The organism is Winogradskyella ouciana, from assembly GCF_965284585.1.
GTDB classification, from domain to species: domain Bacteria; phylum Bacteroidota; class Bacteroidia; order Flavobacteriales; family Flavobacteriaceae; genus Winogradskyella; species Winogradskyella ouciana.
In genome coordinates this window covers 151,927-168,011 of sequence record NZ_OZ260095.1, presented here as the reverse complement: position 1 = coordinate 168,011, position 16,085 = coordinate 151,927, and the positions used below count along the sequence as shown (strand labels likewise).

Here is a 16,085-nt window from a genome sequence, read left to right as displayed (position 1 = left end):
CACCTAGTTATGAAAAAAATACTAACGCTGACATTCTTTATGTGCTCTATGTTTTATGCTATGGCACAAACAGACGGAATTACGTACCAAGCAGTAATTATAGGCCCAGACGATTTGGAATTGCCGGGAGTAGATTCTGAAGGTAATTATTTGCCAAATACAACGATTGCTGTAAGATTTACAATTTATGACAGCACTAATCAAATAGAATTTCAGGAAGTACAAATTACTGAAACAGACGATTTTGGTAGAATAAATCTATTGATTGGTGAAGCTGAGCATGACTATTTCAAAGAGATGAATTGGGATGGAACACCAAAGGATTTAAAAGTTGAAATAGATTTTGAAGCTGGTAACAATTTTGAGACCATGAGTCGAGAAACACTAACGTTTTTACCTTATGCGTTTCATAGAAATATTACGGCTACAGGGACTTTAACTGTAGATGACAAAACCTTCTTAAATGGAGAGTTAGAAGTTGAAGGGCCAACAAATTTATTTAGCTCTTTAACAGTTCACAATAATAATCCAACATTACTTACAGGCGACTTAAGTGTTGATGGTATTGCCAATTTAAATAACGCATTAAATGTTATTAATGGAAGCCCTACAAATTTATCAGGTGATTTAAGTGTTGACGGAAATAGTAATTTAGACGGTACACTAGATGTAATAGGATTAACCACTTTAAATGAATTAACCGTAAACGGTCAGGCCAGTTTTGGTGATTTATCAGCCTCTACTTTAACTGTATCAGAAAATACTACTTTAATTGGAGGTATAAATATGGAGGCATTAAATAATACTTCTATTTATATGAAAGGTGATGGTGCTACAGATTCTGGTTTAGGAAAGTATAGACACACTGCTATCATTGATGCTAAGGATTTTGGGTTGGCTATTGAGGTAGATGGTAGTAGAAGTAATAATACTAATTTTATAACATTTTATGATGAAACTAGGGCATTACCTTGGGGAAGAATTGAAGGCGAAAGAGATACTGAGTTTACCAATAATGCGGATTATAATTATGACAAGAGAACGCAAACCTATGATATATTTGATGCTTATTTTGATGTTTCTGTTTCAGTATATGAATTTGCAAAATCATTAGGAGAAATAGGAATAGCTTCTACATCTTCTACACCATGTGTTGGTTTTGGGGCCTGTGTTACGGCACCAATACCTTCTTGGATAATTGGTAGTACAGCACAATCTATTGTGGCAGGTCTTCAGATTGTTGCATCTGGAGTTGGTGTTGTAATAGCTGAAACCAACGAATCTACATATGAAGATACTCGAGTAGAACTTCAAGGTGTTACCTATGCCTCTGGAGCTGGTGACTATGCTGAATACTTACTAAGAGAAAATGTAAACGAAAAAATGACCTACGGTGACATTGTAGGTGTGAGAGGCGGAAAAATATCTAAAGACCTTACAAATGCAGAACGCATGATGGTTGTCTCATATAAACCTATTGTATTAGGAAATATGCCAGAGGTAAATCGTGAGACAGAGTATGAGAAGGTAGCTTTTATGGGACAAGTCCCTGTTAAGGTTTTTGGTAGTGTTAATATCGGAGATTACATTATACCAAGTGGTAAAAACGATGGTGTTGGTAGAGCAATTAACCCAGAGAAAATAACTGTTAATCAGCTCAGAACTATTGTCGGCATTGCATGGACTTCGAGTGATAATCCCTTAAGCGTAAAGCTCATCAATACTGCTGTTGGCGTCAATAGAAACGATAGTAGTTTTATTATAGAGAAGTTAGAAGATAAGGTGGATCATCAGACCCAAGAGATTAATTATTTAAAAAGCCAAATAGAGACTATTCTAGTAAAAATTAATAATATAGAAAATGGTACATATCAAGGAGGTATGGTTTCTAGCAATGACGATGAGAAAGAACACCATTCTAAATATGAAATTGTTGAATCTCCAGAAAATGACGTCATTTACTATGAAATAACAAGAGACGATTTTGAAAAAGGGTTGCTATTGGCAGAAAAAATGATTCTAAGCGCCAATGAAGATCAAGCAAATGATAAACTAGTTGAGGCTTTAAAGAAACTAAAGACTGACCCTGGATTCAAGAATAGGTTTTTTACAGAACTTCAAGTAGGTCTTCGTAAGCAAATTCATTTCCATCAAGAAATTGATAAAATAGGAAGACACTAGGGTAAATTATTACTCATAGTTTAAAACTAAAACACACATGAATAAACTGGTTTTAATAACATTAGTGTTATCATTTATTTCATTGACTTCTTTGAAAGCTCAGACAACAACTATACCCGATGCCAATTTTGAAGATTACTTGGAAACACATGCGCAAGATGGCACAGAAGTTACTATTGGAGATGCTGAGAGCATGGGTGATGGTATCGCAAATAATGGTTTAGTGTTTACTAATAGAATTAGTGATGTAATATTATTAGATGTTAGTGACTTAGGTATTTTAGACCTTACTGGTATTGAAGATTTTATGGCATTAGAAAATTTATTTTGCGATAATAATGATTTATCGACGTTAAATGTTGCTAATAATCTAAACCTTTTATCATTGCTTTGCGGCTCTAATAGTCTAATCAACTTGGACGTAAGTAGTAATGCCAGTTTAGAAACTTTAAATTGTTCGGATAATCAATTACAAAACTTAGACGTTTCAAATAATAGTATATTGACAAACCTAACGGTATCAGGCAATCAACTTCAAGCTATTGATGTTTCTAGTAATACTGAACTGTCGTTATTGAGTGTTTCAAATAATAGAATTGCAGGTGAGTTAGCGGTAAGTAACAATACCAAGTTAGAAAATTTATTTTGTGCATCTAATCAAATCACAGCTTTAAACCTTTCAGTGAATACACTTTTAACGAATCTTGATGCTTCTGATAATATTTTAACGAGCCTAGACTTAAGCAACATCAATTCTGTGGTTTGTCCAGACCCTCAAACGGACCCAGTTACAGTTTGCCAGGGTACTTCAACAATTAACGTGTCGCGAAATCAGCTAACATCTTTAATTGTTGCAAATGACTTCAATAACTTAATTTCAATTTTGGATGCTTCAGAAAATCCAGATTTATTCTGTATTCAAATCGATAGTGGGTTTACACCAAACAGTTGGATAAAAGATGATTGGACATACTACAGTGATACCACTTGCGTAGATATCTATACCTATGTGCCAGATGATAATTTTGAACAAGCGCTTATCAATTTAGGTTACGATGACATTTTAGATAACTTGGTATTGACAGCAAATATTGACACTGTAGTAGATTTAAATATTTCTAATGCATCTATTTCTAACTTAATTGGAATTGAAGATTTTACAGCATTAGAAGTTTTAGATTGTAGCAATAACAACATAATAAGTATAAACCTTTCAAATAATTTAGTATTACAGGAATTAGATATTACAAATAACAACTTAACTAGTATAGATTTAAACTCTAATACAGCTCTTGTTACCGTTGATTGTTCTGGTAATAATCTAGATGATTTAAATGTAAGTGCAAATTCAAATTTAACTACATTGAATTGTTCTAATAATGCATTAATTAGCCTAGATGTAAGCAATAATCTCATGTTGACAGATCTAAACTGTTCACTGAATCAAATAGAGTTTTTAGAAATTACCAACAACTCAGTATTGACTGGTTTAGCTTGTAATAATAACAATCTGTTTGCCCTAAACCTTAATAATGGAAACAATACAGCTATTACAGCTTTTGATGCCACAAACAACGCAAATTTGTTTTGTATTGAAGTAGATGATGTTGCCTTTGCTAATGGAGCTGCAGGTTGGCAAAAGGATGCCTCAGCAAACTATAATTTAAATTGCGGAACCTACATACCAGACGATAATTTTGAACAGGCATTAATTAACCAAGGTATTGATACGGATGGTACACTGAATAATTTTGTGCCAACGGCAGATGTTAGTGCTGTTGCTATACTGGATGTTTCAAGTTTGGATATAGCGGATTTAACCGGAATTCAGGATTTTGTGGCTTTACAAGATTTGAATGTGTCCAACAACATGCTCATAAGTTTAGAGCTAAGCAATAACACTGCGCTCCAAATATTGGACTGTTCAATAAATCAAATTGAAAGTTTAGATTTAACCGCAAATACAGCATTAACATCGGTGCTTTGTAATTATAATGCGCTTCAAACTTTAAATATTGAAAACGGAAACAATGCATCGCTAACGGTTTTTAATACAACAGATAATACAAACCTTTTCTGTATTAATGTAGATGATGCTATAGTGGGTGCTATTCCTGGAAGCTGGCAAAAAGATGCATTTACCGCTTATAATGGTGATTGCGTTAACAATCGATTTACTGCAATTCCTGATGCAATTTTTGAGCAAGCACTTATTGATTTGGGGTTTGATGATATATTAGATGCTCAGGTATTGACGGTAAATATTGAGCATATTCAGAATTTAAATGTTAGTGACCAAAGCATTTCTGACCTCACTGGAATAAGAGATTTTAAATCCTTAATTGAACTAGATTGTAGCGGCAATTTTTTGGATGCGCTAGATGTCAGTGATATGATATATTTAGAGCGCTTAAATTGTAGTTCTAATTATTTGCTCACTAACGATATTAATAATATCAATGGCTTGCTCAATACCACAGGGACAATTGCATTAACTGAATTATACTGCGCAGGCAATAATCTAGCGGATCTAGACACCTCTTTAAATACCAATTTAGAGGTATTAGATTGTGCTGATAACAATTTAGACATCCTCAATGTTTCAGGTAACACAATGTTAAAAGAATTGAACTGCTCTAATAACAATTTAACTGCTCTTAATGTTAGCGATAATGCGGTTTTAGAAGTCTTAAATTGCAATAGTAATGTGCTCAACAACTTAACCACTTCTACAGTAAGTAACAATACCTTAATTAGTCTGAGTTGTGTCAGTAATAATTTGCCAAGTTTATTTGTTGATAATTACGTTGCATTAGCAACCTTAAATTGTGGTTCAAATGAACTGACACAGCTTAATGTTTCTAATAATTTAGCATTAGAACTTTTATCTATAACCAACAATCAAATTTCAACGATTAATCTTACCAACAATGTGAGTTTAGTTGAGGCACAATTGTCTCAGAATAGTTTAACGGAACTTGATGTAAATGCTAATGCTCAGCTGGAACATTTAAACTGCGATTTTAATGAACTAACAGAATTAAATTTAGCTGCAAATACTTTTCTTCAATCATTGTCTTGTTCAAGTAACCAATTAACAAATCTAGATTTAAGTAGTAATGTCAATTTGATTGAGGCTAATTTTAATTCCAATGCAATAACAAGTTTAACCTTATCAAATAATTTGGGTGAGCTTAAAAGAATTGATGCTAGTGGTAACCAAATTGAAGGTGATATTGACTTAAGCACTATGGCAATTTCGGCCTGTGTTTTTCAGACCAACCAAACGGAATTTTGCCCTGAGACCATAGACATAAATTTATCTAATAACTTGTTTGATTTTGTCAATATCCAAAATGGAATCAATTCAGATGTAGCAAGCTTTAATGTATTAGGAAACCCTAACTTGGAATGTGTACAAGTTGATGATGTAGATAATGTTCCTGCAAATTGGATTAAAGATGAAGCTACGGCGTATAATATAGATTGCAACTTCGGTGAAACCTATGTGCCAGATGACAATTTTGAACAAGCTTTAATTAATTTAGGCTACGATTCTGGGCCGCTCAATGATTATGTTTTAACCATTAACATAGAATCCATAACAGATTTAGATATTGGCGGAAACAATATTGCCGATTTAACAGGAATCGAGGATTTTTTGGCTTTAGAAAATTTAAACTGTTCAAATAATACAATTACTGAACTAGATTTAAGCTCCAATATCAATTTGTTAAGCATAGATTGTTCTGGAAATCAACTAATGGATATAGGCCTTTCTAACAATATAGCTTTAACGTCAATTAATTGCTCAACCAATTCAATAAGTACTATTGATTTGAGTAATAATATAAATCTATCAGTTTTAGATATTTCAAATAACACATTCACGTCTTTTCTCCCAAGTGATGTATTATCCTTGCAAGTTTTTAATTGTGAAAATAATGAAATCATTGAGCTAGATTTTCAACAAAATCAAAGTTTAACAAGCATTAGTTGCCAATCTAATTTTTTAGAAACCTTGAATATTAGTAATGGGCAAAACGCAACTCTAACGGATTTAAACGCTCAAAATAACCCTGATTTAATGTGTGTTGAAACAGATACTGGGACAGTACCATCTGGCGCAACTTGGTTAATAGATGCAACGGCACAGTTTGCTATAGAATGTTTTTTTGGTGAAACTTATGTACCAGATGATAATTTTGAGCAAGCATTAATCGATTTAGGACTTGATTCTGCTCCTTTAGATGATTATGTGTTTACTGAAAATATTGAGGATATAACATTTTTGAATGTTAGTGGAAGAGAGATAGCCGATTTAACAGGGATAGAGGACTTTATAAGTTTAACAAACTTAAACTTTGAAAACAATAGTGTATCAACCATAGACATTAGCAATAATGTTTTGTTAAACAATTTAGACGTTTCAAATAATGTATTGGCGGATTTAGATATATCAAACCAGCTAGATTTGGTAGATTTAGATGTATCTGGTAATAACCTAACGGAATTGATTTTAGATAACAACTCAAATCTTGTTGATTTAAATGTGTCAAGTAATATGCTAACAAGTTTAAGCGTAGAACTGTTTATCGCTTTAGAAGAGCTCAATTGTGCATCAAATCAATTGAGTAGTTTAGATGTTAGCCAAAACCCTAATTTAACGTTGTTGTTTTGCCAATCTAATATGTTGATTGGTGACCAACTCAATCTTCAGAATGGAAATAATGAAAATTTAGAGCTGTTTAATGCAACCAATAATCCAGATTTAGGTTGTATTCTGGTCGATGATCCAGTTGCGGTAATCAATAATACTAATGGACTTTATGATAATTGGTTTAAGGACGACACAGCAAGCTATCAAATTATATGTGAAGATGCGGATAATGATGGTGTGCCTAACGAAGATGACTTATGCCCAGGAACAGAGTTTGGTGCAACGGTGGACTTATTTGGTTGTGCTGTTATAGATTTACCTATTGATAATTTCACCATATCAATTACTGGAGAAACCTGTTTAAATAGTAATAATGGTAAAATTAGTATAGAAGCCCAAGAAGTTTATACCTATACAGCAACTCTTATTGCCGAGGATTTTAATGAATCCTATAACTTTTTTGATGATGTGGATATTTTTAACCTATTGGCCGGAACATATGAAATGTGTATCACTATTCAGGAGTATCCAGATTACGAAAGCTGTTATGCCATAGTAATTACTCAACCTAATCCGCTCGAAGTTTTTGCAAGTAGAATGGCTGCATCAGACAATAAAATTTCTGTAGAAATGTATGGCAGTACTAGTTTTAATATTGAATTTAATGATGAAACCTTTACAACGCATAATTCAAACTTAGAATTGCAATTACAACAAGGCGAAAATATTTTAAAAGTAACCACTGATTTAGAATGCCAAGGCAGTTTTGAAAAACGCATTTTCTTTGGAAATCACTTCTTGGTTTATCCTAACCCCTTTGAGAATCAGTTTTATGTCTTCAATGGTTTAGAAAATGATGATATCTCAGTTGAGATCTATTCCACCTTTGGACAGCTCGTTTTAAGTAAAATTTTAAAGAACAATGGAACTGAAATGAAAGTGGATACAAACCAACTAACAGCGGGAATATACGTGGTAAAAGTTAAGTCTAAATCGAATACATCATCCTATAAAATTATAAAAAAATGAAGAATTTAATAGTCATACTTTGTTTGTCGGTAGTTTTATTTGGCTGCAAAGACACCACAGATGATGGACCAGTAATTCCTGATGGACAGGATACTCCAACAGGTGTTATGTTGGTCTTTCCTCATGAAGATTCTTTATGTAACGAAGGCGAAAACCCAACACCAACCCAAAGCACGGTTTTCTTTGAGTGGATGCCAAATAACAATGCAGAAAACTACACACTTCATATCGAAAATTTATCAACCGGTACTATGTCGCAATACGAAACGGTAGATTTTATTTATCCTGTAACCATTCAGCGACCAGAATCGTTCAGGTGGCATGTAACCTATGAGTATCAAGGTGAGACAAGGGAAAGTGCACTGTGGAACTTCTATAACGCTGGTCCTGGTGAACAGAATTATGCGCCTTTTCCAGCAGAGTTAATCTCACCAAGTATGGCGCAAAATGTTTCAAGCACTACTTCCATAACCTTAAATTGGAGCGGGAGCGATGTGGATGATGATATTGTGAGCTACGATGTGCACTTCGGAACTGAAAATCCGCCTGGTTTAAACACAAGTGATATTTCAGCTGAACAGCTAACAGTTGCTGTTGCTCCTGGGAATATTTACTATTGGAGCATAGTCACTAAAGATGTAGAGGGTAACTCATCAAACTCTGGAGTGTATCAGTTTAGGGTTTTAGACTAACCTTTTCCTTTTCAATTGTTAAAAAAATATCCAAAAAAACCCTAGACCTTAAATCCTGAATCTGAAAGCAATTGTTATTTTTGCACATGCAACATAACAAAGTCCTAATTTTAGATTTCGGTTCGCAATACACGCAGTTGATAGCACGACGTGTAAGAGAGTTAAATATCTATTGCGAAATCCATCCATTCAATAAAATTCCAGCAGATTCCGACAGTTTTAAAGCGGTTATTTTATCTGGTAGTCCAAATTCCGTTAGAGGAGAAGATGTCCTTCATCCAGACCTTTCAGAAATCCGTGGTAAAAAACCACTATTAGCGGTTTGCTACGGAGCGCAATATCTGGCGCATTTTTCTGGTGGAGAAGTAGCGGAATCCAATACACGAGAATACGGAAGAGCAAATTTAGGATTTGTTAAACCCGATGAAGATTTCCTTGAGAATATTCACGAAGGCAGCCAAGTATGGATGAGCCATAGCGATACCATTAAAAAGTTACCGACTGGAGGTGTTTTGTTGGCAAGCACCAATGATGTTGAAAACGCAGCCTATAAAATTGAAGGGGAAGCAACTTATGGTATTCAGTTTCACCCAGAAGTATATCATACAACGGATGGTCATCAACTTTTACAAAACTTCTTGGTTAAAATAGCAAAGGTTGAACAAGACTGGACACCAAATGCCTTTGTTGAAGAAACCGTTGAAGAATTAAAAAATAAGCTTGGTAATGATAAGGTTGTTCTGGGTTTATCTGGTGGAGTGGATTCGTCTGTAGCCGCAATGCTACTGCACAAAGCAATAGGAAAAAACCTCTATTGCATCTTTGTAAATAACGGTTTATTACGAAAAAATGAGTTCGAAGATGTACTGCATCAATACGAAGGCATGGGATTAAACGTTAAAGGTGTAGATGCTTCGGCACGCTTTTTGGATGCCTTAGCAGGAAAGAGCGATCCAGAGGAGAAAAGAAAAACCATTGGTCGTGTGTTCATCGAGGTGTTTGATGACGAAGCTCACGAAATTAAAGATGTGAAGTGGCTAGCTCAGGGAACCATTTATCCAGATGTGATCGAAAGTGTTTCAGCAACAGGTGGACCAAGTGCAACGATAAAAAGTCATCACAATGTTGGTGGTTTACCAGACTTTATGAAGCTGAAAGTTGTAGAGCCATTAAAGGCATTGTTTAAAGATGAGGTAAGGCGTGTTGGGAGGTCCATGAATATGGATAAACAATTGTTAGGGAGACATCCATTTCCTGGTCCAGGTTTGGCCATTAGGATTCTTGGAGATCTAACACCAGAAAAAGTGCGTATATTACAAGAGGTGGACTTTATTTTTATTAATAACCTACGTTCTTGGAATTTGTACGATAAAGTATGGCAGGCTGGCGCAATATTGTTACCTGTAAATAGTGTCGGTGTAATGGGTGATGAACGTACGTACGAAAAATGTGTAGCACTTAGAGCTGTAGAAAGTACGGATGGTATGACGGCAGATTGGGTGAATTTGCCTTATGAGTTTTTGCAAAAGACCTCAAATGAAATTATAAATAAAGTGAAGGGTGTCAATAGAGTTGTTTACGATATCAGTTCTAAGCCACCAGCAACTATAGAATGGGAATAACAGATGACTTATTAGTCTTATTTGTTTCTAAAGTTTAGATAAGCTAAAATAAAATACATGAAGAAATTTTTGACCGTAATATTAATTGCTTTTACAATAAGCTTGAGTGCTCAAAACTATATTGAGCATAAAGTTAAAGCTGGTGAGACAATAGAGAGCATTGCAAAGAAGTATTTGGTAACACCTTTCGATATTTTAGCGCTTAACCCTGATGCAAAATCTAATTTTCAACCCAATACAATTTTAATTATTCCCAATTCAAAAGTCAAAAACGAAGAAATTGAAGAGGAAAGTAGAGAGCTTATTGGTTATAAAACCCACAAAGTAAAGCGTAAGGAAACTTTATACGGAATCTCAAAAAAATATAGTGTTACAGAGGAAGAAATTAAAAAAGCAAACCGTCAATTGTATTCAGAAAACCTTAAAAAAGGCGATCGAATCAGAATACCAAAGTTCAAGACCTTTGTTTCTAAACAAAGCTATAAGAATACTTTAAGGAAATATAAAGTTCAACCCAAGGAGGGAAAATGGCGAGTTGCATACAAGTTTGGTATTACCGTAGCTGAACTAGAAGCATTAAACCCTAACATGAAGCCTATTCTACAACCAGGTGATGAGCTAAACGTGCCAAATATTGAGGATAAGGAAGAAAAGGCAATTGAAACTCAGTACAACTATTACGAAGTATTACCAAAAGAAGGCTTTTACAGATTAAAAGTAAAAACAGGCTTAACCCAAGAAGAACTGGAAAGCTTAAATCCAGAATTGAAAGAAGGAGGCTTAAAAGAAGGAATGGTATTAAAAATACCAGATTCAATTAATACTGCTGCTAACCTTTCTGATATAGAAACCACAAAATTAGGATCTAATCTAAAGAATTTTAGAACTAAGAAACTAGCGTTAATGTTGCCATATCGTTTAAATAGAATAGATACGGATTCTGTTGAAGAAGCAAAATCCATGATAAAAAACAACAAGCTTTTGTCTATAGTATTAGATTTTCATATTGGAGTTAAGATGGCATTAGATTCAGCAAAGCAGTTGGGAATTTCAACAGACCTAAAGGTGTTGGATACACGTTATCAACCGTCAACTACAAGTAAATTATTAGCTGATAATGATTTTTCAGACTATGATGCCGTTATAGGTCCAATGGAAGAAAAAAGTTTCGATAGAGTGGCAACAGCTTTAAGACGAGATAGAGTTCCTGTGATTGCAGCTTTAAATAAACCCAAAGAGGTTTATGCTAATGTGTTTCAAACTATTCCAGATGACAAATTACTAGAAAAGGCAATGATTGATTTTGTGAAAAAAGATAGCCTAAAAACTAAAGTTGTTGTCATAGCAGATCAGGCTCATCGCTCAGAGAGTGAAATGATAAAGAAAGAATTCCCTAGCGCTAGCCTTATCTATTCCCAAAAAAATAAGAAAACCGGTGAAGATGCTCATTTTATTTATCCAGTTCAATTAGAAAACGTTTTTCCTATCGGTAAAACCATAGTGTTTTTAGAAACTGATAGTGATGCCTTTGCATCTAGTGTTATTAGTATGCTCAATGGATTGATGGTGGAGAAAACCGAAATTGTTTTGGTGACCTTAAATAAGGGCAAAGCTTTTGAAGGTAAGGATATCGATAATAATAACTTATCTAATCTCAAATTTCATTACCCATCTGTACATAAAACTTTTGATGAAAACAATTCTAATGGTTTTGTTGAGGCCTACAGAAAAGAATATGGTGTTTCACCAAGTAAATATGTAGCTCGTGGTTTCGATATAACCTTAGACGTTTTATTGCGTTTAGCAACAGAGGATAACTTATATGAAGCCTCTAGCGATATTATAGAAACGGAATACATTGAGAATAAGTTTAGGTACAATAAATCTTTATATGGAGGTTACACTAACGAAGCAGTTTACATCGTTAAATTTGATGATTTAAGAATTGTAGAAGCCAATTAATATGACGTCTAAAGTAACTTATCTCGGCAACCTCAGAACGGAAAGCGTCCATATAAAATCCAATAATGCTTTTATAACGGATGCGCCAATAGACAATAATGGTAAGGGAGAAGCGTTTTCTCCTACAGATACTGTTGTTACAGGATTGGCAAGTTGTATGCTAACGGTTATGGGAATTAAAGCTCGGGATATGGATATAGATATGTCTGGTACCACAGCTGAGGTGACTAAAACTATGGCTAGCGATCCAAGACGCATCTCTAAGATAAAAGTGGTTCTTAACTTTCCTTTTGAGGCTGATAAGAAGACTAGAGTCATTTTAGAACGTACCGCAAATACATGTCCTGTACATTACAGTTTGCATCCAGATATCGAAAAGGATGTGACGTTTAATTGGCAATAAATGCAATTTAAATATTTCATAATAGGACTTCTTTTTCTGTTTGTTGGAACAACCTCCAACGACGAAACCATGACCTGGCATGAGGCACGCAAACTCTCGTGGGCAGATTTTAAGGCAAATCCAGACCCAGCTTCAGATGCTGTGGCACTCACGGCTTCTGGGATTACGTTTGGGTATTCTGTAAAGACCTCCAATCGTAGAATTGTTGATTTTTCAACTACTGTAGAAGCCCATTTTTATCCAGCAAAATCTTGGTATATAAAAGAAAAGGGGGATGATCATGTCTTAGGCCATGAGCAATTACATTTTGATATCACAGAGCTCTACGTACGTAAATTTAGAAAGCAATTAGACCGTTTGGTGGTGAACCAAAACATTAAGAAACAGATGGAGCAAATCCATGTGGCAATTAATAAGGCATTGGAAGAATCCCAAAAAACATACGATGCACAAACCAATCACTCCATAAATGTTGAAGCACAAAAATATTGGGAATCGTTTATTGCTGAAGAACTCAAAAAATTAGATAAATACAAGTCGCAATAAGTTGGGGTCAATTTTGTCATTCCTGCGTTAGTCACTGAGCGAAGTGGAAGTGAGGCAGGAATCTATTTTAAAATTAGGAGTTAATTAATGCAACCAGACAAAAAAGCACTCATAGAACTAGCGCATTACAAAATGCCCTTTGGTAAATACAAAGGCCAATACTTGGTTGATATCCCAGAATATTACTACACTTGGTTTAAGCAAAAAGGCTTTCCGGAAGGAAAATTGGGAAGAATGATGACCCAAATGCACGATATTAAAATCAACGGCCTTGAAGAATTGATTTATACGATTAAGCGGGAATTTAGGAAGTAAGTTTTGAGTTTTGTTAATAATGTCTTTTACCAGTCATCTTTTTTTGTTGACTTGACTGTTTTTACTATTGAATTCATTGTGGCTATTACACTTTCTTTAACTCCTTTGTTCAATTCCTCAAATGTAGGTTTAGTCAATTCTTTAAATTTTTCTCTCTTCTTTTTTCCGACTAAAGCTTTTTTCCAAAGCTCATCTACATATTCATTGTAAGCATCAATTTTTTCTTGTTTTAACCCAGTAAAATCAATCATATCAAAAACGATAGAATATTGCTGTTCTACATTATAACCTGCAACTGCAGTAGGTGTAATGATGTCAGTCAAATGATAAATTATTCTATACCTATTGTCTTTAATATTTATTTCGATTGTGTGGTTAAATTGGACTGTGTTGTATTCCTGCATATATTTATTTTTAGGATACATTTCTTTCATTACGTTTTTGTAAACGGCTTCATTTATTCCTTTCACGATTATAGTTCCAGATTCTTTATCATTCAGTTGCACAACGTTTTTTGCAGAATTATAATTCAAAGCTATCCATTTGTTTATCGCTGAAAAAATTTCAGTTTTAGTTTTTCCTTCAAGTTCGTAAATTCCAGTTATTGTTTTTTCTTCATAGTCTAATTCTTTAGAATTAGACTTAAACGCTGTTAGGGCAATTATCAAGAAGGTAAAAATTATTATCAAATTTTTCATGATTTGTTTTGCTTTGAATGTTCGTTAATTCTAATGATATTGTTAATATTCAATGACTTACATTTAATCAATAACGAAGTTAACAGAAATAACTCAATAAATCAAGTTATAAAACCAATGGTTTCGTGCCTTAAGCACCAACATTATCAATCAAAAAAAAGAAAGCACAAGATTTCTTTAAGATTGCTAATATTATAATTGTACTAAAGCCATTTTTTATTGTAAATTTGCCTGCGTTTAACAACGCAATATGACCACAGACCCTAAGTATATTTTTGTAACAGGCGGAGTGTCTTCCTCTCTCGGAAAAGGCATCATAGCTGCATCTTTAGCTAAACTCCTACAAGCACAAGGTTACAGAACGACCATTCAAAAATTAGACCCTTACATTAACATTGATCCAGGTACATTAAACCCATACGAGCATGGCGAATGTTATGTGACGGACGATGGAGCAGAAACCGACTTAGATTTAGGGCATTACGAGCGTTTTTTAAACGTACCAACATCACAGGCAAATAATGTTACTACTGGTAGAATTTACCAAAGTGTAATTGACAAAGAGAGACGTGGTGAGTTCTTGGGAAAAACAGTACAGGTAATTCCGCATATTACAGACGAGATTAAAGACAGAATCCAAATTCTTGGGAATTCCGGTGATTACGATATTATATTAACAGAGATTGGTGGCACCGTTGGTGATATTGAATCCTTACCATACATTGAAGCCGTACGTCAGTTACAATGGGATTTGGGAGAGCACAATGCTCTGGTGATTCATTTAACACTGATTCCTTTTTTGTCTGCAGCAGGCGAGTTAAAGACCAAACCTACACAACATAGTGTAAAGACATTAATGGAAAGTGGAGTACATGCAGATATTTTGGTATGTAGAACCGAACACGAATTGCACGAAGGTCTAAAAGAAAAATTGGCTCGTTTCTGTAATGTAAAGAAAGAAGCTGTTATCCAATCTATTGATGCATCAACAATTTACGATGTCCCTAACCTGATGTTAGAAGAAGGCTTGGATAAAGTGGTATTGGAAAAACTGAACCTTAAAAGTGATGTGCCAGATCTAAACCGCTGGAACGAATTTTTAAAGCGTCATAAAAACCCTAAGAGCGAAGTCACTATTGGATTGATAGGTAAATATGTAGAACTTCAAGACTCTTATAAATCTATATTAGAAGCCTTTATTCATGCAGGGGCAGAAAATGAAGTGAGAGTTAATGTAGAATCTATTCATTCAGAATATCTCAATGAAGACAACATAGACTTTAAACTGAACCATTTAGATGGAGTATTGGTTGCACCTGGTTTTGGTGAACGTGGTGTCGAAGGAAAAATTGAAGCCATTCGCTATGTGCGCGAAAAAAATATTCCGTTTTTAGGTATTTGCTTAGGTATGCAGATGGCAGTGATAGAGTATGCCAGAAATGTGTTGAACTTAAGTGATGCAAATTCCATTGAGATGGATGAGGATACAAAACATCCTGTTATTAATTTAATGGAATCTCAAAAAAATGTAGTAAACAAAGGAGGAACCATGCGTTTAGGAGCGTGGGATTGCAACATTATAGAAGATAGTATCGCATACAAAGTTTATGGTGAAAAAAATATAGAAGAACGTCATAGACATCGATTTGAATTTAACGATGACTATAAAACACAGGTTGAAGCTGCAGGTATGAAGGCTACGGGATTAAACCCTGAAACCGGACTGGTTGAAATCATAGAAATACCAGAACATAGCTGGTTTGTTGGCGTACAGTACCATCCGGAGTATAAGAGTACAGTTGCCAATCCACATCCTTTATTCGTGGCTTTTGTTGCTGCCGCTTTAAAGTATAAGAAGAAAAAATAATGAATCAATGTGCCACTTTGGCGTAAAATGATTTTTTGGATAGCTTTTTGGGATAAGCAAATCACTTATCTTAAATGTCACACTGAGCGCAGTCGAAGTGCTTTTTAAGA

The 16,085-nt window shown here is 34.5% G+C and carries 10 protein-coding genes; 9 read left to right on the top strand and 1 reads right to left on the bottom strand.

Annotated elements, in window-relative coordinates; all coding sequences use genetic code 11:
* Nucleotides 1-9 precede the first annotated feature (9 nt).
* The 8 genes from ACQ65V_RS00755 to ACQ65V_RS00720 all read left to right on the top strand — a co-directional run bounded on the left by ACQ65V_RS00755 (nt 10) and on the right by ACQ65V_RS00720 (nt 13,410).
* Nucleotides 10-2,181 (top strand): hypothetical protein, encoded by a 2,172-nt coding sequence (locus tag ACQ65V_RS00755; RefSeq protein WP_430466519.1) that lies wholly within the window; start codon nt 10-12, stop codon nt 2,179-2,181.
* 37 nt (nt 2,182-2,218) lie between these two features.
* Complete coding sequence (locus ACQ65V_RS00750; RefSeq protein ID WP_430466518.1) at nt 2,219-7,870, top strand: T9SS type A sorting domain-containing protein; 5,652 nt, start codon at nt 2,219-2,221, stop codon at nt 7,868-7,870.
* Nucleotides 7,867-8,562, top strand: a complete 696-nt coding sequence (locus ACQ65V_RS00745; protein WP_430466517.1) for a hypothetical protein — start codon at nt 7,867-7,869, stop codon at nt 8,560-8,562. The genes ACQ65V_RS00750 and ACQ65V_RS00745 overlap by 4 nt, the downstream gene beginning before the upstream one ends.
* An 86-nt stretch (nt 8,563-8,648) precedes the next feature.
* A complete protein-coding gene (gene guaA, locus ACQ65V_RS00740; RefSeq protein WP_430466516.1) occupies nt 8,649-10,184 on the top strand; it encodes a glutamine-hydrolyzing GMP synthase in 1,536 nt (511 codons plus the stop codon).
* A gap of 57 nt (nt 10,185-10,241) precedes the next feature.
* Nucleotides 10,242-12,146 carry a LysM peptidoglycan-binding domain-containing protein gene (locus ACQ65V_RS00735; protein WP_430466515.1) on the top strand — a complete coding sequence of 635 codons (1,905 nt, stop codon included), beginning with the start codon at nt 10,242-10,244 and terminating at the stop codon, nt 12,144-12,146.
* 1 nt (nt 12,147) lies between these two features.
* Nucleotides 12,148-12,549 (top strand): OsmC family protein, encoded by a 402-nt coding sequence (locus ACQ65V_RS00730; protein WP_430466514.1) that lies wholly within the window; start codon nt 12,148-12,150, stop codon nt 12,547-12,549.
* Entirely contained in the window at nt 12,550-13,095 is a 546-nt protein-coding gene (locus ACQ65V_RS00725) for a DUF922 domain-containing protein (protein WP_430466513.1), read from the top strand.
* Nucleotides 13,096-13,182: 87 nt separating this feature from the next.
* Nucleotides 13,183-13,410, top strand: coding sequence for a DUF3820 family protein (locus ACQ65V_RS00720; protein WP_430466512.1), 228 nt, complete (start codon nt 13,183-13,185; stop codon nt 13,408-13,410).
* 26 nt (nt 13,411-13,436) lie between these two features.
* On the opposite strand, the gene ACQ65V_RS00715 is transcribed toward ACQ65V_RS00720, so the two are convergent.
* Nucleotides 13,437-14,108, bottom strand: a complete 672-nt coding sequence (locus ACQ65V_RS00715; protein ID WP_430466511.1) for a DUF4468 domain-containing protein — start codon at nt 14,106-14,108, stop codon at nt 13,437-13,439.
* Nucleotides 14,109-14,358: 250 nt separating this feature from the next.
* Here ACQ65V_RS00715 and ACQ65V_RS00710 point away from each other — a divergent pair, with 250 nt between their 5' ends.
* Nucleotides 14,359-15,975, top strand: a complete 1,617-nt coding sequence (locus ACQ65V_RS00710; RefSeq protein WP_430466510.1) for a CTP synthase — start codon at nt 14,359-14,361, stop codon at nt 15,973-15,975.
* Nucleotides 15,976-16,085: the final 110 nt, after the last annotated feature.

Excerpts from the sequence above, each read along its gene's own strand:
- ACQ65V_RS00755 (WP_430466519.1), top strand. The coding sequence starts at position 10 with ATGAAAAAAATACTAACGCTGACATTCTTTATGTGCTCTATGTTTTAT.
- ACQ65V_RS00750 (WP_430466518.1), top strand. The coding sequence starts at position 2,219 with ATGAATAAACTGGTTTTAATAACATTAGTGTTATCATTTATTTCATTG.
- ACQ65V_RS00745 (WP_430466517.1), top strand. The coding sequence starts at position 7,867 with ATGAAGAATTTAATAGTCATACTTTGTTTGTCGGTAGTTTTATTTGGC.
- guaA (WP_430466516.1), top strand. The coding sequence starts at position 8,649 with ATGCAACATAACAAAGTCCTAATTTTAGATTTCGGTTCGCAATACACG.
- ACQ65V_RS00735 (WP_430466515.1), top strand. The coding sequence starts at position 10,242 with ATGAAGAAATTTTTGACCGTAATATTAATTGCTTTTACAATAAGCTTG.
- ACQ65V_RS00730 (WP_430466514.1), top strand. The coding sequence starts at position 12,148 with ATGACGTCTAAAGTAACTTATCTCGGCAACCTCAGAACGGAAAGCGTC.
- ACQ65V_RS00725 (WP_430466513.1), top strand. The coding sequence starts at position 12,550 with ATGCAATTTAAATATTTCATAATAGGACTTCTTTTTCTGTTTGTTGGA.
- ACQ65V_RS00720 (WP_430466512.1), top strand. The coding sequence starts at position 13,183 with ATGCAACCAGACAAAAAAGCACTCATAGAACTAGCGCATTACAAAATG.
- ACQ65V_RS00715 (WP_430466511.1), bottom strand. The coding sequence starts at position 14,108 with ATGAAAAATTTGATAATAATTTTTACCTTCTTGATAATTGCCCTAACA.
- ACQ65V_RS00710 (WP_430466510.1), top strand. The coding sequence starts at position 14,359 with ATGACCACAGACCCTAAGTATATTTTTGTAACAGGCGGAGTGTCTTCC.